This is a genomic window from Mesorhizobium sp. L2C084A000, from assembly GCF_000502875.1.
Lineage (GTDB): Bacteria > Pseudomonadota > Alphaproteobacteria > Rhizobiales > Rhizobiaceae > Mesorhizobium.
The window spans coordinates 13,243-30,608 of sequence record NZ_AYWX01000028.1 but is presented as its reverse complement, the minus strand read 5'-3'; the positions used below and the strand labels follow the sequence as shown (position 1 = coordinate 30,608).

General features: G+C 60.0%; 13 protein-coding genes and 3 pseudogenes. 12 read left to right on the top strand and 4 right to left on the bottom strand.

What is annotated here, in order from left to right:
• Window positions 1–379: 379 nt before the first annotated feature.
• The 7 genes from X735_RS0135470 to X735_RS136700 all read left to right on the top strand — a co-directional run bounded on the left by X735_RS0135470 (window position 380) and on the right by X735_RS136700 (window position 8,567).
• Complete coding sequence (locus X735_RS0135470) at window positions 380–1,750, top strand: CocE/NonD family hydrolase (RefSeq protein WP_023814281.1); 1,371 nt, start codon at window positions 380–382, stop codon at window positions 1,748–1,750.
• Between the two features lie 354 nt (window positions 1,751–2,104).
• Window positions 2,105–2,956, top strand: coding sequence for a CocE/NonD family hydrolase C-terminal non-catalytic domain-containing protein (locus X735_RS01000000166525; protein ID WP_023814280.1), 852 nt, complete (start codon window positions 2,105–2,107; stop codon window positions 2,954–2,956).
• Window positions 2,957–3,113: 157 nt separating this feature from the next.
• Window positions 3,114–4,709, top strand: a complete 1,596-nt coding sequence (locus X735_RS136680) for an ABC transporter substrate-binding protein (protein ID WP_023814279.1) — start codon at window positions 3,114–3,116, stop codon at window positions 4,707–4,709.
• The gene (locus X735_RS136685) at window positions 4,709–5,650 is read left to right on the top strand and encodes an ABC transporter permease (protein ID WP_023814278.1); all 942 of its coding nucleotides are present in this window, start codon (window positions 4,709–4,711) and stop codon (window positions 5,648–5,650) included. The genes X735_RS136680 and X735_RS136685 overlap by 1 nt, the downstream gene beginning before the upstream one ends.
• A 1-nt stretch (window position 5,651) precedes the next feature.
• Entirely contained in the window at window positions 5,652–6,533 is an 882-nt protein-coding gene (locus X735_RS136690) for an ABC transporter permease (protein WP_031213958.1), read from the top strand.
• A 1-nt stretch (window position 6,534) separates the two neighbouring features.
• Window positions 6,535–7,542 (top strand): ABC transporter ATP-binding protein, encoded by a 1,008-nt coding sequence (locus X735_RS136695; protein ID WP_031213955.1) that lies wholly within the window; start codon window positions 6,535–6,537, stop codon window positions 7,540–7,542.
• Window positions 7,539–8,567, top strand: a complete 1,029-nt coding sequence (locus X735_RS136700; RefSeq protein ID WP_023814275.1) for a dipeptide ABC transporter ATP-binding protein — start codon at window positions 7,539–7,541, stop codon at window positions 8,565–8,567. Before X735_RS136695 ends, X735_RS136700 begins: the two co-directional genes overlap by 4 nt.
• A gap of 600 nt (window positions 8,568–9,167) precedes the next feature.
• On the opposite strand, the pseudogene X735_RS01000000166520 reads toward X735_RS136700, so the two are convergent.
• Together X735_RS01000000166520 and X735_RS1000000169125 are read right to left on the bottom strand one after the other, a co-directional pair.
• A pseudogene (locus X735_RS01000000166520) lies at window positions 9,168–10,266 on the bottom strand (IS3 family transposase).
• Between the two features lie 328 nt (window positions 10,267–10,594).
• A complete protein-coding gene (locus X735_RS1000000169125) occupies window positions 10,595–10,807 on the bottom strand; it encodes a hypothetical protein (RefSeq protein WP_023814270.1) in 213 nt (70 codons plus the stop codon).
• Window positions 10,808–11,019: 212 nt separating this feature from the next.
• On the opposite strand from X735_RS1000000169125, the gene X735_RS1000000169120 reads away from it, so the two are divergent.
• Together X735_RS1000000169120 and X735_RS1000000168385 are read left to right on the top strand one after the other, a co-directional pair.
• On the top strand, window positions 11,020–11,466 hold the full coding sequence (locus tag X735_RS1000000169120) for a helix-turn-helix domain-containing protein (RefSeq protein ID WP_023814269.1): 447 nt from the start codon (window positions 11,020–11,022) through the stop codon (window positions 11,464–11,466).
• 65 nt (window positions 11,467–11,531) lie between these two features.
• Window positions 11,532–11,884: pseudogene (locus X735_RS1000000168385) on the top strand (transposase); the annotation flags it as partial.
• A gap of 609 nt (window positions 11,885–12,493) precedes the next feature.
• Here the strand turns inward: X735_RS1000000168385 and X735_RS136705 are convergent.
• The gene (locus tag X735_RS136705) at window positions 12,494–13,660 is read right to left on the bottom strand and encodes an IS110 family transposase (protein WP_031213952.1); all 1,167 of its coding nucleotides are present in this window, start codon (window positions 13,658–13,660) and stop codon (window positions 12,494–12,496) included.
• Between the two features lie 279 nt (window positions 13,661–13,939).
• Window positions 13,940–14,200 (bottom strand): annotated as a pseudogene (locus tag X735_RS1000000168380) (NAD-dependent epimerase/dehydratase family protein); the annotation flags it as partial.
• Window positions 14,201–14,576: 376 nt separating this feature from the next.
• Here X735_RS1000000168380 and X735_RS136710 point away from each other — a divergent pair.
• The 3 genes from X735_RS136710 to tnpB all read left to right on the top strand — a co-directional run bounded on the left by X735_RS136710 (window position 14,577) and on the right by tnpB (window position 17,335).
• The gene (locus X735_RS136710) at window positions 14,577–16,400 is read left to right on the top strand and encodes an ABC transporter ATP-binding protein (RefSeq protein WP_023814265.1); all 1,824 of its coding nucleotides are present in this window, start codon (window positions 14,577–14,579) and stop codon (window positions 16,398–16,400) included.
• Between the two features lie 240 nt (window positions 16,401–16,640).
• Entirely contained in the window at window positions 16,641–16,994 is a 354-nt protein-coding gene (locus X735_RS136715; protein WP_196815373.1) for a transposase, read from the top strand.
• Entirely contained in the window at window positions 16,991–17,335 is a 345-nt protein-coding gene (gene tnpB, locus X735_RS136720) for an IS66 family insertion sequence element accessory protein TnpB (protein ID WP_023814263.1), read from the top strand. The genes X735_RS136715 and tnpB overlap by 4 nt, the downstream gene beginning before the upstream one ends.
• Window positions 17,336–17,366 lie beyond the last annotated feature (31 nt).

Genomic DNA, 17,366 nt, shown 5'->3' with positions numbered 1-17,366 from the left:
ACTGAACTGCGAGCTTCCCGGCAAACACATGCGCGGTCAGCCGACGGCGTTTTTGTAAACTCGTGCGTGAGACTTTTGCAGTAGGTCAAATGGCCGGTCTCCGGCAATAGTGCGTGGGTTCGCGGGGTCTGCGGCAGAGATTATCTGGAGGCCGGCATGACCGTTGAAACACAAGTTTCTCGCAGATTAGGGCGGAAGCGCGGCGGACGATTCGAGCGGCACCCAAGATCGAGACTTTGTCGTCGCCGCACTGATCAATGCGAAGATTGGACGCACCGGCAGCGCGATTAGCTGGTCATCGACGAATATGCCGGTCAGACGGCTCGAAATGAAACCCGCTTCTTAGGCGCTTCCCCATTTGCAACATGGAAGGTAACTAATGAAGATTGCCACAGGACCGCGACCCGTCAAGTTAATCGAGAATGTGTGGATTCCGCTTTCTGACGGAACGCGTTTGGCTGCAAAAATCTGGCTGCCGGAGGATGCGACTTCCGATCCGGTTCCAGCGATTATCGACTACATCCCATACCGCAAACGTGATGGAACGGCTCCGAGGGACGAAAGCACATACAGTTATTTCGCATCGCACGGATACGCAGGCATTCGTCTAGATATCCGGGGCACTGGCGATTCTGAGGGGCTTTTCGAGGATGAATATGTCAGGCAAGAGCAGGACGATGCTGTCGAGGCCATCGAATGGATAACGCGACAAGCCTGGTGCAGTGGCAATGTGGGAATGATCGGCATCTCGTGGGGTGGGTTCAGCGCCTTGCAAGTCGCCGCGCGCCGGCCCAAGGGCCTGAAGGCGATCATNGCCTGGTGCAGTGGCAATGTGGGAATGATCGGCATCTCGTGGGGTGGGTTCAGCGCCTTGCAAGTCGCCGCGCGCCGGCCCAAGGGCCTGAAGGCGATCATTACACTCTGCTCGACTGATGATCGCTTCGCCGATGGTGGTCAACACATGGGCGGATGTGTCCTCAACGATACATTGGTTTGGGGCACGTCTTGTTTCGTGCGCATGACGCAGTCGCCCGATCCCGAGATTGTCGGCGAGGAGCGCTGGCGCTCGATGTGGATGGAGCGGCTGGAGAATGCGCGGCCAACTATGATCGATTGGCTCACTCATCGGCGCCGCGATGAGTTCTGGAAGCAAGGGTCAGTCTGCGAAGATCATGGGGCAATCGATTGCGCAGTTTTCGCAGTCGGTGGGTGGGCGGATGGCTTTTCCAACGCAGTATTCCGGCTTCTCTCGAACCTGGACGCACCCCGTAAAGGCCTGCTTGGACCTTGGGGTCATAAATACCCTCATTATGGTGTTCCCGGTCCCGCTATCGGTTTTCTGCAAGAATGCCTGCGCTGGTGGGATCACTGGTTGAAGGGCGAGGATACCGGCATTATGCGGGAGCCAATGTTGCGTAGCTGGATGCTCGACTCGGTGGAGCCTGCCGCGCACTATGATGAGCGGCCTGGGCACTGGGTCACTGACCCCAGCTGGCCGTCTCCGCATCAATCGTCGCGGACCTTCCACCTGGGGATGGGCAGGTTGTCAGAGCAGGCGCTGCCGGAAGCCACTCTCGAAATCAGCTCGCCTGAGACGGTCGGGATCGCAGGCGGCGAATGGTGCGCCTATGGGCTCGGAGGTCTCGGTCCAGAGATGCCGCTGGATCAGCGGTGGGACGATGGGGGATCGTTGATTTTTGACAGCGAACTCATGACGGANGTTTCGTACGCTGGTCCGGCTAACGGTTGAAGGGCGAGGATACCGGCATTATGCGGGAGCCAATGTTGCGTAGCTGGATGCTCGACTCGGTGGAGCCTGCTGCCCACTACGATGAGCGGCCTGGGCATTGGGTTGCCGACCCCAGTTGGCCGTCTCCCCACGTATCGCCACGGGTTTACCATATGGGCCTCGGCAGACTATCGCAGCAACCGCTGCCTGAAGCCAGTCTTGAAATCAGCTCCCCCATGACGGTCGGGATCGCAGGCGGCGAATGGTGCGCCTATGGGCTCGGAGGACTTGGTCCAGAGATGCCGCTGGATCAGCGGTGGGACGATGGGGGATCGTTGATTTTTGACAGCGAACTCATGACGGAGNGGTCCAGAGATGCCGCTGGATCAGCGGTGGGACGATGGGGGATCGTTGATTTTTGACAGCGAACTCATGACGGAGGCCACGCCCATTCTGGGCGCGCCCCTTCTTGAATTGGAGATCACTTGCGACAAGCCCACCGCGATCCTCGCAGCACGTCTCTGCGATGTAAGCCCATCAGGTGAAGTCACACGGGTCACCTACGGACTGCTCAATCTGTCGCACCGCGACGGACACCAAGACCTACAGCCGATGGAAGCTGGAAAGTCGTACTGCGTCCGCCTTGCGATGAATGAGATCGGCTATACTTTCCCCTCGGGCCACCGGATCCGGCTCTCTATTTCCACTGTCTACTGGCCAATCGCATTGCCGGCGCCGGAGCGCGCCAGATTGACGGTGCGGGCGGAAGCCAGCCATGTGCATCTGCCGATCCGAACGCCCCAACCCGCTGACTCGAACTTACCGGTTTTCAAGACCCCGGAGGCTTCTGCGCCAATGGCGACAACGGTGCTGAGGCCCGGCAGCGCCGATCGGTTCATTCGGATCGACCTTGTACCAAGCGTCGTCAGTCTCACAGTCAAGCGCGACGACGGCTTAGTGCGTCTCGATCCCATCGGCACGGTTGTTGGGCACGAAAAGCATATGATCTTTTCGGTTGCCGAAAATGATCCATCTACAGTTCGCACGGAGGTCTACGAACGGTTTGAGGGAGGTCGCGGAGCTTGGCAGACAGCAGTCGAGGGGCGGACAGTTTTGACCGCTACCAAGACCGACTTCCACTTGCAGATTGATTTCAATGCTATCGAAAACGGCGATCGCATCTTTTGCAAATCATGGTCGGAGAAGATTTCCCGCGACCTCGTCTAAACTAGAAAGTGGCGAACGCGGAGGTAAACCACACCTCAAAACAATCCGGCTCGTGGGTTTTTTGTCGCAACAAACAATGTTTGCGCAAGGCGGAGCGGGTCTCTGTGATCAGCGCATTCGCAATGCCGGAAATCCGGCCAAAAGGGGAGGAATAGACATGACAATCACTCGACGAGACTTGATCAAGGCAGGCGTGGCCGCCGGAACGGCGTTATCAATGCCATCGGTCCTTCGGGCGCAGCCATCGCCAGATGATGCCCGGACGGTCCGGATGGTGATGTCGGACCTTACGGTCTTCGATCCGATTCGATCGACGGCTGACATCACACGCATGCATGGCTTTGCGATTTACGACACGCTGTTCGCGCTGGACTCCAAGCTTGCGCCGCAGCCGCAAATGGTAGAGAACTGGGACGTTTCCGAGGACAGGAAGAGCTACACTTTCGAGCTCCGCGATGGCCTAAACTATCACGACGGTAGCCCCGTCACCGCGGCGGACTGTGTGGCCTCGATACGACGCTGGGCCCAGGTGGATGCCGGTGGAAAACTGATCATGGCCCGGGCCAGGGATATCTCGAAGAAGGACGAAAAAACCTTCACGATCGCTCTTAAGGAACCACTGGGGATTCTAGTTGATGCGCTGGTGGAGGGCCTTTACCTACCTATCATGCGGCAGAAAGATGCTGATCGTCCTGCGACCGAGCCGGTGACCTCGAATATCGGATCGGGGCCCTTCATCTTCAATGAGGCTCTTGCCAAGCCGGGCGCGAGCTTCACGTACGACTGCAATGAAAAGTATGTACCACGCCAGGAACGGCCCGACGGGTTCGCTGGCGCAAAGGTCGTCAAGGTTGATAGCGTGATCTGGCAGAATATTGCCGATCAGCAGACTGCTTTAGCCGCGTTGCAGGCAGGTGAGACTGATTTCGTCTTGGAGCCACCCGCCGATCTTTATCCGGTGATCGAAAGCGATCCCGATCTTGAACTGCAGGTTCTAAGTAAGGGGGGCAGCACATTGTACGTGCGCATGAATTTTCTGCAGCCGCCATTCCACAACGTGAAGGCGCGCCAGGCGATGCTTCATCTGATCGACCAGGAGGCGTTCCTGGGCGTCATGCACCCCGACCCGAGATACACCCAAACCGTGACTTCGATATTTGCAAACAGTCCCCTCTATTCCAATGACGAGAATACGGAATGGTTCAAGAAGGGTGGCGATCCGGAAAAGGCTAGGCAACTCTTCCAGGAAGCCGGATATGCCGGTGAGAAGATCATCATCCTCCAACCCACGGATTGGGCGGCGGGCAGCAATGCCTCGCAGCTTCTGGCGGCCTCGCTGCGTAAGATTGGGGTCAGCGCCGAGCTTGCACCGATGAGTTGGAGTGAGCTAGCCGCGCGTCGAGCGAACAAGGGCTCCATCGAGGATGGGGGCTGGAACATCTTCATCGCTGACTACAGTATCGCCAATCCGATCAGCGCTGCCTTCTTGCGCGCAAATGGGAACGAGGCCTGGTTCGGCTGGCCGAAGAACGATGACTACGAGGCTCTTCGGGCGAAATGGGCAGATGTCGATACGCTCGCAGAGCGCCAGGCGTTGGCCCGCAAGATGCAAGGCATTTGGTGGGACTTCGTCGGCGGCGTTTTTCTGGGTCACGCGGTTCAGCCAACTGCCCACCGAAAGGCGCTTACGGGCCTCCTCGAGGTCCCCGGCGCGTACGGTTTCCCGATGTGGAACATGCAGAAGACCTCATAATGGCGGCCTACATCCTACGCAGAGTCGTTTCGACCATCGCCGTCATGGCGGTGGTCGGGATCTTCATCTTCCTGCTTCTAAGGCTGGCGCCGGGGGATCCGGCGACCATTATCGCCGGCAGGGAGGCCACGGCGGAGATGATCGCCGGCATCCGCGAGCGGCTGGGACTCAATGAGCCGCTGCCAGTTCAGTTCGTGCATTGGGCGCTGGGCATCCTCGGCGGCGATTTCGGGAATTCGATTTTCACTGGGCGACCGGTTCTCCAACTGATATCGCGGCGGCTGGAACCGACCATTTCCCTTTCGATCCTGACGATGATCCTTTCGGTGTCGGTCGGGGTCTCTTTCGGCATTCTCGCCGCGTGGCGATCTGGCGGGCTCGTCGATCGCTTCCTCGCGGCCTTTTCGGCACTTGGTTATTCCGTCCCGGTCTTTGTCATCGGCTATTTTCTCATATACTTCTTCGCCATCAAGATGCACTGGCTACCGGTCCAGGGATATGTGCCGATCGATGGCGGCCTCGGGCCTTGGTTTGTGCACCTGGTCCTGCCCACAGTGGCGCTAAGTCTTGGCTACATCGCATTCATCGCGCGGGTTACGCGGGCGAGCATGCTCGAGGTCCTGTCGGAAGACTATATGCGAACGGCCGCGGCCAAGGGCGCTTCGTCCTATGCCATGCTTTTCCACCATGCCTTGAAGAATGCCGGCGTCCCGATCCTGACCGTCATCGGCATAAGCTTCGCCTACCTGATCGGCGGAGTCGTCCTCACGGAAACGGTGTTCAACATACCCGGTATCGGTCGGCTGGTCGTGGATGCGATCAACAATCGCGACTATCCCATCATTCAGAGCGTGCTCATCCTGACTTCGGGTCTGTACGTTCTTATCAATCTCACGGTCGATCTTGCCTATACGCTTATCAATCCCCGCATCCGGTACTGAAATGACGATTTTATCCGCGCCAGTTGAATACGTCCCGATGGGCCGCCTGCGAATATCTGACCTTCCCCGTCTGGCCAGGCGTCATCCGCTGGTCATTGCAGGCGGCGGCCTGTTGGCGCTTCTGATCATTCTGGCGCTCACCGCCCCGCTTTACGCCGGAGATCCGGTGAACATGGATCCATTCAAGCGCCTCCAGCCGCCTTCGGCCGAGATGTGGTTCGGGAGCGACAATTTGGGCCGGGACGTGTTTGCGCGAACGATCTTCGGCGCCCGGATCTCTCTCATGGTCGGGCTGCTGTCGGCAGCGAGCGCAGCCATGGTTGGGCTCCTGATCGGTGTCATCGCCGGCTACAGCCGCAGCTTCGACAACGTCGTCATGCGGGTAATGGACGGCCTGATGTCGATCCCAACGATTCTCCTGGCGATTGCGCTCATTTCTCTGACAGGACCGGGGATCGGCATCCTCATCGTCGCCATCGCGATCCCAGAGACGCCAGCCGTCGCGCGGTTGGTTCGTTCGGTGGTTCTGGGTGTTCGCGAGCGTCCCTACGTGGAGGCCGCGCTCTGCGGCGGTGCGCGCCTGCCCAAGGTGCTCTGGCGGCATATCTTGCCGAGCACCATTCCTGCGCTGATGGTCCAGGGAGCTACTGTCTGCGCCAGTGCGATCCTGACGGAGGCGGGACTGAGCTTTCTCGGCGTGGGCGTGCCGCCTGAGATCCCCAGCTGGGGTAACATGATCGCCATCTCGCGCTTGTATCTCTCCATCGCCCCATTGACGATCTTCGCGCCCGGTATCTGCCTTGCCGTCACGGTCCTTGCCGTCAACTTGCTCGGGGACGGTTTGCGCGACCTCTTCGATCCCCGCGCCAAGCGGAGGCGCTAACATGCAGATGGATCAAACTGCAGGGAACGACGTGCTTCTCGATGTTCGAGACCTTGAGACGCATTTTTACGGCGAAGAGAGCGTCACCCGCGCCTTGGACGGCGTCAGCTTCCAGGTGAAGAAAGGCGAAACACTCGGCGTCGTCGGTGAGTCGGGATGCGGTAAGAGCGTCACTGCTCTCTCCATCCTTCGCCTGCTGCCGAAGCTGACCGCCAGGACTGTCGGCGGCGAGGTCCGCTTTCACGGTCGCAACCTGCTTGAACTGTCCGATCGGGAGATGCGACAGATTCGCGGCGACCAGATCGCCATGATCTTCCAGGAGCCGATGACGAGCCTGAACCCGGTCTATACGGTCGGCCACCAGATCGCCGAGGCGGTCCAGATCCACACGAAAGCGTCCCGCTCCGTGGCCATGGAAAAGGCCGAAAAGATGCTCCGTCTCGTCCGCATCGCGGACCCGGAGCGTCTCGTGAACAACTATCCCCACGAAATGTCGGGCGGCATGCGCCAGCGCGCCATGATCGCCATGGCTCTCGCCTGCTCACCGGAACTGTTGATTGCCGACGAGCCGACGACTGCGCTCGACGTCACCATCCAAGCACAGATCCTGCGGCTCATCGTCGATCTGAAAGAGCGCACTGGAACGGCCGTGATGTTCATCACGCATGATCTGGGTGTTGTAGCCGAGACATGCCAACGCGTGATCGTGATGTATGCTGGCCGTATCGTAGAACAGGCGAACGTGATAGATTTGTTTGCGCGTCCAGCGCATCCCTACACTCAGGGCCTCATGCGATCGGTGCCTGACCGGCGGCGCGGCCGACAGCGCCGGCTTCCGGAAATTCCCGGCATCGTGCCAAGTCTGCGCGAGCCCATTTTGGGCTGCAGCTTTGCACCACGCTGCCCGTTCGCGATCGATATTTGCTGCAACAAGACGCCCGCCCTGCGTGATGTGAGGCCGGGCCACGCCGCGGCTTGCTGGCGCGCCGAAGAGCTAGTGGGCGCATGAGTGGTCCTTTGCTGAAAGTAGAGAATCTGACCAAGCATTATCCGCTCGGTGCGGGAATCTTCAAGAAAAGCATCCCGGTGATCCGGGCGGTGGAGGATGTATCCTTTTCCGTCGAAGCGGGCGAGACGCTTTGCATCGTCGGCGAATCCGGCTGCGGCAAGTCGACTGTCGCGCGGCTCTTGATGCGGCTCGTGGAGCCGACGGGCGGGCGCGTGCTGATCGACGGGACCGATATTGCGGGCCTCAAGAAGGAGGCGCTTCACGCCTGGCGCCGTCGGATGCAGATGGTATTTCAAGATCCTTACTCGTCGCTGAACCCGCGCCTTACTGCCGGGCAAATTATTACCGAACCCGTCGAGAATTTCGAGCGCCTCAGTCGGAAGCAACGCCAATCGCTTGCTGCAGACCTTCTCCGAAAGGTCGGGATGTCGCCCGAAATAATGCACAGACTGCCATCCGAGTTGTCGGGCGGCCAGCGGCAGCGACTCGGCATCGCGCGGGCGCTGGCCCTCCAGCCCTCGCTTATCATCGCCGACGAGGCGGTCTCAGCCCTGGATGTCTCCGTGCAAGCGCAGATCTTGAATCTGCTTCTGGATCTCCAGCAGAAGATGGGCATCGCCTTCGTCTTCATCTCACATGACCTTGGCGTCGTGGAGCATATCGGCCATCGCGTTGCGGTCATGTATTTGGGGCGGATCGTGGAGCTCGCGCCATGCGAGGCGCTGTTCGCCAAACCAGTACACCCTTACACCGAGGCGCTGATCGCCGCGGCACCAGTGCCGGATCCGACGCGGGTCCGGCTGGAGGTGCCCGTCGAGGGCGAGGTGCCGAGCCCCATCAACCCGCCAAAGGGATGCGCCTTCCATCCGCGCTGCCCCCTCGCGATCGAGCGGTGCCGCATGGAGGTCCCTCCTTTGATGCCGATGGCAGATGGGCGGGTTGTTGCCTGTCATGTGCGCGCTCCGGCCACCGGCATCCCGGCCCCACCGGCGGCGGCGCCCAAATCTTCGACACACTGTTGTTGAGGCTTATGCATAAGAATCCTGGCCGCCCTTACGCTACGCATCGTCTCCCATGCCTTCCAGATCCTGCCGGAGCTCAAAAAGCGGTTGGAGACTAATGCGCGAGCATACTGGCTTAGGCCACCTCCCAAGGCGTGCCGGCCCGGCAGTGAGCTTAGTCTCCTGCCGGGCTTTCAATTTGCCGACTGTCTACGCAGTCAGCCGCTCTCCGAGCCTTCAGCTGGTTTCATCCGGCAATCGAATTGTGGACGGCGTTTCGCTTCCACCCCGTGAATATGAGTGCCTGCAAAGGGCTGCGGCAAGTCCGCTTGGGATATCGGCTGCATTCTGGGGACCAAGGGCGCACCGTTGCCTTTCATCTCGACAAGGTTTGCAGGAAGCTCGGCGTGAGAACTATCGCCCAAGCGGTTGGCTCGCCCGGCCGGAATGTTCACTCCACTGCGGCGGTTTGGAATCGATTCCATCCATTCAAGGCCCTATCTCGGGGTCACGCGGTCGAATTGACCTGCACTGAGAATTTCCTCCATCTGAGATTAGAGTCCGGGCCTTGATTGATCCGATACCATTCTTTGGACCGCCGGAAGGTGGAGTTTTCCGGCTGTTTCACGATGGCGGGCTGACGGCGCCATCGGGATTGATCAACGAGATCGGAACCTTGTGCCCGATTGCGCCATGGGGGCGCACCTCGTTGTAGTATCTGCGCCAATCCTCCAACTTTTCGGCCGCGTCGGCAAGCGTCAGGAACCAGTGGGCGTTCAAACATTCCGCCCTGAAGCGGCCGTTGAAGGCTTCGATGTAAGCGTTGTCCGTTGGCTTTCCCGGTCGCGAGAAGTCGAGCGTGACGCCCTTGGTGTAGGCCCACAGATCGAGGTCGCGGGAGACGAACTCCGAGCCTTGATCGACCCGGATCGTCTTTGGATAGCCGATCTTGGGGCAGACCTGTTCCAGCATCCTGACCACATCCTCGGCTCGGTAACTGAAGCGTGGGTCGAGCACCGGCACGTAGCGTGAGAACGTATCTACGACCGTCAGGACCCGGATCTTCTTGCCCGTCGCGAGCTGGTCGTGAACGAAGTCCATCGCCCAGACGTCGTTGGGTTCGACGGCTGGCTGGCGATCGTCTCGCAGCTTCGCCTTCACCCGGCGCTTCGGCGTCTTGTTCCTCAGTTGAAGGCCCAAGTCCCTGTAAATGCGATAGGTCGCTTCATGTTGATGTCCCAGCCCTCCCGCGTGAGCATCACGTGCACGCGCCGGTAGCCATAGCGAACCCGCGTCGCGCAGATGTCTTTGATCCGAGCTTCGAGGCCGGCCTGGTCACGGCGGCGGGACTTGTAGTGATAGGTCGAGGTGTCGAACTCCAGAACACGGCACGCTCGCCGGATCGACACGTTCCAATCAGCACAGGTATCGGCCACCAGCTCGCGTTTGCGACCAGGCCTCACGGTTTTCGGCGGATCACGTCCTGCAGCATCTCCTTGTCCAGCGACAGGTCGGCGACCAGCTTTCTGAGCTTGCCGTTCTCGTCCTCGAGCTGCTTCAGCCGCTTCATCTCTGTCGGCAGCAGCCCGTCATATTTTTTCTTCCAGTTGAAATAGGTCGCCTGGCTGATCCCGGCCCTCCGGCAGATCTCCGCCACAGCAAACCCATCCGCTCCCTGCTTCAGAATGAACGCCTTTGGCCGAACCGGAAGTCGGGCGATAATCGAGAATGGCCGCAAGCGAATCGTGCGCGGCCGACGCAAAGATCGCTCAGATTAAGCAGTCTTGCTCGTTGATCATCACGAAGGCTATTTGTCCCTGGGCAGACTTTGAAAGGAACCGACGGCTGATCGCTGACAATGCCAACCGCAGGGCATGATGGTGCGCGGGCCGTGCGCAAGGGCGAGGCTTTGCTCGCCGGTCTATTGCGCTGCGGTCAATGCGGCCGCCGGCTGCTTGTTGGCTATAATGGCGCCAAGGGTGATGTCGGCCGCTATAAGTGTGACGCGCCCGGAGCAATCCGGAAGGTGACCCTGTATCTCGTTTGGCGCATTACGGGTCGACGAGGCGGTGGGAGTCGAGATCGTGCGGTTGCTGCAGCCGCTCGGCGTTGAAACGGCCATCCAGGCGATCGCACAGCGCGAGCATCAGTCTGGCGAAAAACAGCGCCAGGTCGAGTTGGCGCTCGAACAGGCGCGATATGAGGCCACCAGGGCGCGCCAACAGTATGACACGGTCGACCCCGAGAATCGTCTGGTTGCTCACGAACTCGAGCGGCGGTGGAATGGGGCCCTCGCGGCCGTACGCGCACTCGAGGAAGAACTGGAGGTTCAGCTCCGACAGCGGCCGGCCGCTTTGAGCGCCGAAGAGCGCCAGCGCCTATTGCAAATGGGGGCCGACCTAGAGGCCGCCTGGCATCATCCGGCGGCCACTGCCGTCACGCGTAAGCGTATCGTCGGGGTCGTGTTGCGCAGGTCGTGGAACACGTCGAGGGTGACCAGATTCATTTGTTGTTGCATTGGCAGGCGGCGATCATACCCGCCTGCGGTGAGAAAGAACCGGCGGGGTCAAACGCGGTGGTCGGTCGAGCCGGAGACGTAGAGTTGATCCGCGCCTGTGCACGACTGATATCGGACAAGGCCTTTGCCGGACTACTCAACCGGGCAGGAAAGCGGACAGGTCAATCGAATGGATGGTCGCAGTCGAGTTTGCGGGGCTTACGCAACACGCACGGCATCGCGGTCTACAAGGATGGCGAATTGGCCGCGCGCGGCGAAGTCACGTTGACTGAAGCCGCCAGGATGCTCAATCTGAGCTCCGCGACGGTCCTTCGCCGGATTCGTGCCGGCATCATCCCCGCCGAGCAATATTGCAAAGGCGCACCTGGGTCATCAAACGACAGGATATCGAACAGTCGCATCTGATCGAGCACGCCGACACGTGCCGTCTCTAAATGACTTAGCGAGATGGGCATTATGACGTGGGATCAGGGCCGATCACCGCGCTCGCCTTCAGTGCCACGATCGATCAGCCGGACCGCTTTCGCCGGTCACGGGATGTGGGCGCGCATCTGGGCTTGACCCCGGCACGTTATCAAACCGGTGAACGGACATTCAGGGCAAGGTCTGCCGATGCGGCGACGAACTCGCCCTCGCGGCCCTCTATGAGGCGGCGCATTCGCTGCTCGTGCTCAGCAAGAAATGGTCGAGCCTCAGGGCATGGGGCATGAATGTCGCCAAACGGCGCGGTATGGCGATAGCCCGGGTCGCGTTTGCCCGCAAGCTCGCCGTCATCCTGCATCGCATGTGGAGCGATGCGACCGCGTTCCGCTTTGGCAAGGAAGCCGGCGGAGGGAAGGACTTGCCGCACGCATTTGTCCTGCGCATCCGGGTTTTCGCTATGAAGCCCGAGGGTTCCAACCCCTGTGACGAAGCCGACGGTCGTGCAGGCGACGTGGGCTGAGCGGCGGCGTCGAAGTGCACCGTGATTGCGCCCGCTGCATAACCGCGTGCCATTTTACGCGAGACGCAATCAGGGCCGCAGGACGGATTTCATGAACGGTCCAGCTGTCATCGTCCGGCGGAACAGGTATTGGCGGCGCTGTTGGCTGCGGAGTAGACGTCCAGTCCGGCACTCAAAGCTCACATGAGGAGTAATGCGTCAAGGCTATTTCATTTGTGCATGGTGAAGCCTTTCGGGTGTTTCATCGGTATCCATGGTCTGAGCCGTTTCGCTCGACGCGGCACGTTTCCGTTGCCGTTTCAAACTCACATACGGTCGCCGTCTTGTTAGGCTGCACCACTATCCCGCTTGCGTTGCGGCAAAGGCTCAGGAGAACGAGTCCATTCTAAAGCGCGGCATTTTAAGCCAAACTTTGAGGCGGTTCGCTCACCTGGATCCGCCAGGGTTGATCAGCCCTGGGAGATTGCTGTTCTGGGTTCCGGTTGGCCTTCACGCGTTCTTCATAATGGCCCCTTCGATCACGATGCCGAGCGCCGCGTACTTCCACAGCGCCACCAGCAGCTTACGCGCCAGGGCAACGATCGTGCTTCGTTTCAGCCGGCCCCCATTCGATTGAACCCGCTGTACAAACCAACGGCTGAGCGCTGAATGCGGCTGGTTGCGCAGCCACAGCCATGCGAGCTGGATCATTGTCGTGCGCAGCCGCGGATTGCCTGCTTTCGATACGCCTTGCTCACGATCAATTGTTCCGCTTTGCCACGGCGTCGGCGCCAACCCTGCGTAGGCGGCGACTTGGCGTCGGTTGTCAAAATGGCGAGAGAACCCTTCGGCCCAGAGGATAGCGGCGAACTCGGATCCAATCCCTTTGAGAGCACCCAGCATGGCCGCAGGTCCAGACGCTGGATGTGGGGCTTCCTTTGTGGCGGACATCATTGCATCGCGCTCCTCTTCCACTGCGGCGATATGCTGAAGCAACAGTTCAAGGCGATCGAGCTCACGGTCTATTTGAGCCTTTAGGTGCCGAGGCAACTGACGGCCATCGCCGGTCGCCAGACCGCCGAGCCGTTTGCGCCGATCCTTCCGAAGCGGCTCGTAGCCGCTGATGCCTTGGGCAAATAGCAGGCCCTTGATACGATTGACGTGCTCCACCCGTTCCGCAATCAGGACCTTGCGTTCCCTGCAAATGCGACGCCGGTCTTCGTCATCCGGACTTGGCGCCTTCACCATCGCACATACGCGCGGTTCGCCGCGTTTGAAGGCAAGGAGCGCCCGAACCAATGCCTCCCCGTCGATCTTGTCCGTCTTCGCGCGTCGGCGGCGGCGGGACGCTGCGATAGAGGCCGCATCGACAACGTGGCTCTCAAACCCATTGGCTTCCAGAACCCGATGAATCCAAAAGCCGTCAAGACCAGCCTCCTGAATGGTCACGATAGGGAACAATCGCCCTGTCCGCGACTGCGCCTTCTTCCGAAGGTCTTCGAACAGGCTGATCAGTCCGGCAATATCGCCGCCATCTACCGCACGCTTCGACATCTTTTCGCCGCTGCCCGGCGACAACGATGTAACGAGCCAGGTCGAGCGGCTCAATTCCAGGGAAACAAAAATCGCTCCAAGGTCGACACGGACGGCGTTTGGGGCTCCAGGTTGGGCGGACACATTCTCCACTGCGATCTCCTGTTGAGTGACTGCTTCGATGCAGCCTCACCCTGACAGAGCGCCGGCCGCTGTTCACTCCTCATGGGATCTAAAGCCGAGGAGCTTGGCTAAGGCGCGCCCGATCGGGCTGCGCAACCCTGACCAGCGTACGCCCGATCGGGCGCTCACGTCGGCGCCGAGAAGCACGGCACTGCCGCGTTTCTAAATTCTGCCCTGCGAATTGCCCTTGCCAACCTTTCTACTTTGCCGGCCAGGCGATATTCGAACCTGGTTGCAACACTAGCGATAAGTCGATCGATGGCGTCCGAGTTGCCCTTGCAACCTACCCACAGGAACTTCATGGATCGTGACGCGATTTCCTCCCGGCGTCGGCGATCTTTGGATCGCCGCCGCCGCCACATGGCTCGAAAGCGGGTCGAAATTGTCATTCGGCCCGTACAAGTTTTTCGGCATAGTCGAGATGAAGCTACTCTCGAACTGATGACGGTAGTGGCACCGCATCACTCCGGCGATCTTGGCGATCGTGTACCACAGATTAGGCGGCTCGAGTGGGCGCGGTCATCGGCGCGCCTTCCTAGATCGGCTTTGCGCACATGTTGGGAAAATGCAGGCCGGGCCGAGCAATTTGAGGAAGTCGAGCGACCGATCCGTGCTGTCGGATCTGTCTAGTCCACGACACGGTGGTGTTCGGCCTGGCCTACTGCACTCTTAGTTAATCCATTGAATCATTCGAGTAATTTCTTCAGCTCTCTTTCTTGTGCAGTTGGCACGACTTTTGAACTTCCTTCGCCGTAAGGCGGCAGGAGCCGCCGGCCGATAGTGGTGTCCTAGGTGACATCTCCTTGACGGAACGAAGGAAGGCAGCATGTCAAGTCCGCGTCAGATACCGAGCATTTTGGTTCGCTCGTATAGGATCATGCATCGTTTACCTATCGAAGGCGGCGCTTTTCGCGACGTGCTCGCTTTCACCGCCCACCACTGGGGCAAGCAGCCTGCCCGTCTCGCGATAATCATGACCGCGATGCTCGCCTCCACAATGGCTGACGTGCTGACGCCGCTCTACTCGGGCCAGCTCATCGATGCTGTTAGCCGTGGTGCTGCCGCGGAAGCAACAGCCTGGGATGGAGCCCTTGCAGCCTTTTTTATGTTGGTCGCGTTGGCACTCGCCGCCATGGTCATGCGCCACATCGCTTTCATCGGCATCGTCGACCTGACGCTAAAGATGACATCCGACATCACGAGCGACGCTTTCCATCGCGTCCAGCGTTTTTCAAGTGACTGGCATGCGAAAAGTTTTGCCGGCTCGACGGTGCGCAAGATCACGCGCGGCGCGCGCGCGCTCGACCTCCTGAACGACACGATCTTAATCTTGTTGTTCCCGTCACTCATCATGTTCGTAGGTTCGACCGCGCTGCTAGGCTGGTACTGGCCGGGCATGGGCCTGATCATCGCCTGCGGCTCCCTCGTCTATTGTGTGATGACGATCATGCTATCGCTCGGCTATGTCGCCCCGGCGGCGAGCCTTGCCAACAGCTGGGATAGCCGGCTTGGCGGTGCGCTCGCAGACGCAATCAGCTGCAACGCGGTCGTCAAGGGCTTCGGGGCCGAGGTGCGGGAAGACAAGCGTCTCGCTAAGTTCATCGCCAAGTGGAAGCATCGCACGCGCCGAACCTGGGTGCGCGGAACGATCAGTAGCACGATCCAGGGCATGACCCTGGTTGCGCTCAGGGCCGCAGTAATCGGCTATGCGCTGCTTCTGTGGTCACGCGGCCAAGCTACCCAAGGTAATGTTGCCTTCTTGCTCACCTCCTTCTTAGTGCTACATAGCTATCTGCGCGATCTGGGCACGCACGTCCGTAGCGTCCAGCGCTCGGTCAATGACATGGAGGAGTTGGTCGATATTCAGAGCCAACCGCTCGGCGTCGCCGACCGTCCGGAGGCCAAACCGATCCGGATCACGAAAGGCCAGATCGACTTTGAGAATGTCCATTTCCACTATGGCGACCACCGGTTGCGGCTCTATAACGATTTCTCGGTGTCTATTAAGGCCGGCGAGCGGGTTGGATTGGTTGGCCCCTCCGGGTCCGGCAAGACCACCTACGCAAAGCTCATCCAGCGGCTCTACGATGTGAGTGGTGGCCGGGTCCTGATCGACGGGCAAGATATCTCGAATGTGACGCAAGCCTCGCTGCGCTCGCAGATCGCGATCGTGCAGCAGGAGCCCATCCTGTTCCACCGGTCGCTCGCCGATAACATCGCCTATGGCCAGCCTGGCGTCAGCCAGGCCGAGATCGAGGAAGCGGCGCGGCTCGCCAGCGCGCATGAGTTCATTGCGCGCCTACCGAAGGGCTATGGCACGCTGGTGGGCGAACGCGGCGTGAAGCTTTCCGGCGGAGAACGCCAGCGGGTGGCGATCGCACGCGCCTTTTTGGCCAACGCGCCGATCCTGATCCTCGACGAGGCGACATCAAGCCTCGATTCGGAGTCGGAGATGCTGATTCAGAAAGCGATCGAGCGGCTTATGGTCAGCCGCACGACGCTTATCATCGCGCACCGGCTCTCGACAGTGCGCGCGCTTGACCGGCTGTTCGTCTTCGACCGCGGCCGCATAATGGAGGAAGGCGACCATGCGACGCTGATGAGCTTGGACGGCGGCATCTACCGACGCCTGTTCGAGCGGCAGGCACTGGGGCTAACGAAGAGCTTGTCTGGACCGTTCTGCGGCCCGCCTCTTCCATAACTGTTAGGCCTTGCGCGGGAGGCGTTTTGCCGCCGAGACTTCGTTTCAAGTTCTAGCGAGCGCATAACATCGCGGTCGGCATCCATTGATTTACGCTTGATACTCCGTTCAACGTAAGCGGGAAGGCCACCCCATCTGGCGCAGCAAGTATGCGGCGGCGATGATGACACTGAAGTAGCCGAGGAGCTTTCAGTGTCAATTTCTATGTCTGCGCCTATGCCTGCGGATAGAAGCTTTCAATTGATTGAGGCGGTTGCGGATCGCTTCGAGGGTGCCCCGGTCGCGCGGAGGCGGCGATGGTCGGCTGCGTTCAAGACCGAGATGGTGGCAAGGAGCTCTGAACCTGGCGCCAATATTTCGGCCCTGGCTCGGGAGATTGGGATCAGCCCATCGCAATTGTTCGGCTGGCGGGCTGCGGCGCCCAAGACGGAGGTGGAACGCGCCGGCAAGGATGAGGAGGCCAGCCTTGGGAGGCTTCAGGCTCACCATTTTCGAACCATTGAGATTGACGTCAATGGCATGACGGTCCGGGCCGGTGCGACTGTGTGCGAGGACCATCTGCGGCGTGTTTTGCGGGCGGTGCGCTCAGCATGATCCCGGCAGGGGTGAAGGTTTATCTTGCCAGCCACCCGGTGGACTTCCGAAAAGGTATCGATGGCCTGCTTGCGCTGGTGCGGGATGCCGGCTCGGATCCGTTCAACGGTGCGCTCTACGTCTTCCGTGCGAAAAGAGCCGACAGGATCAAGATCGTTTGGTGGGACGGCTCTGGCGTGTGCCTCTATTTGAAGCGACTTGAAAAGGCGAAGTTCTGCTGGCCGCGGATCGGTCATCACCGGGTTCAGCTCAATCATGCCCAGCTCATGGCCTTGGTCGACGGAATGGACTGGAAACGGGTGCGGACAGAGACCGTCAGGCGGCCGCAATCGGTTGGGTAAAACCCTGCGGCATGATGAATTAGGGGGCTGA

Coding starts and splice junctions, on each gene's coding strand:
- X735_RS01000000166525 (WP_023814280.1), top strand. CDS start 2,105: ATGCCGCTGGATCAGCGGTGGGACGATGGGGGATCGTTGATTTTTGAC.
- X735_RS136680 (WP_023814279.1), top strand. CDS start 3,114: ATGACAATCACTCGACGAGACTTGATCAAGGCAGGCGTGGCCGCCGGA.
- X735_RS136685 (WP_023814278.1), top strand. CDS start 4,709: ATGGCGGCCTACATCCTACGCAGAGTCGTTTCGACCATCGCCGTCATG.
- X735_RS136690 (WP_031213958.1), top strand. CDS start 5,652: ATGACGATTTTATCCGCGCCAGTTGAATACGTCCCGATGGGCCGCCTG.
- X735_RS136695 (WP_031213955.1), top strand. CDS start 6,535: ATGCAGATGGATCAAACTGCAGGGAACGACGTGCTTCTCGATGTTCGA.
- X735_RS136700 (WP_023814275.1), top strand. CDS start 7,539: ATGAGTGGTCCTTTGCTGAAAGTAGAGAATCTGACCAAGCATTATCCG.
- X735_RS136710 (WP_023814265.1), top strand. CDS start 14,577: ATGCATCGTTTACCTATCGAAGGCGGCGCTTTTCGCGACGTGCTCGCT.
- tnpB (WP_023814263.1), top strand. CDS start 16,991: ATGATCCCGGCAGGGGTGAAGGTTTATCTTGCCAGCCACCCGGTGGAC.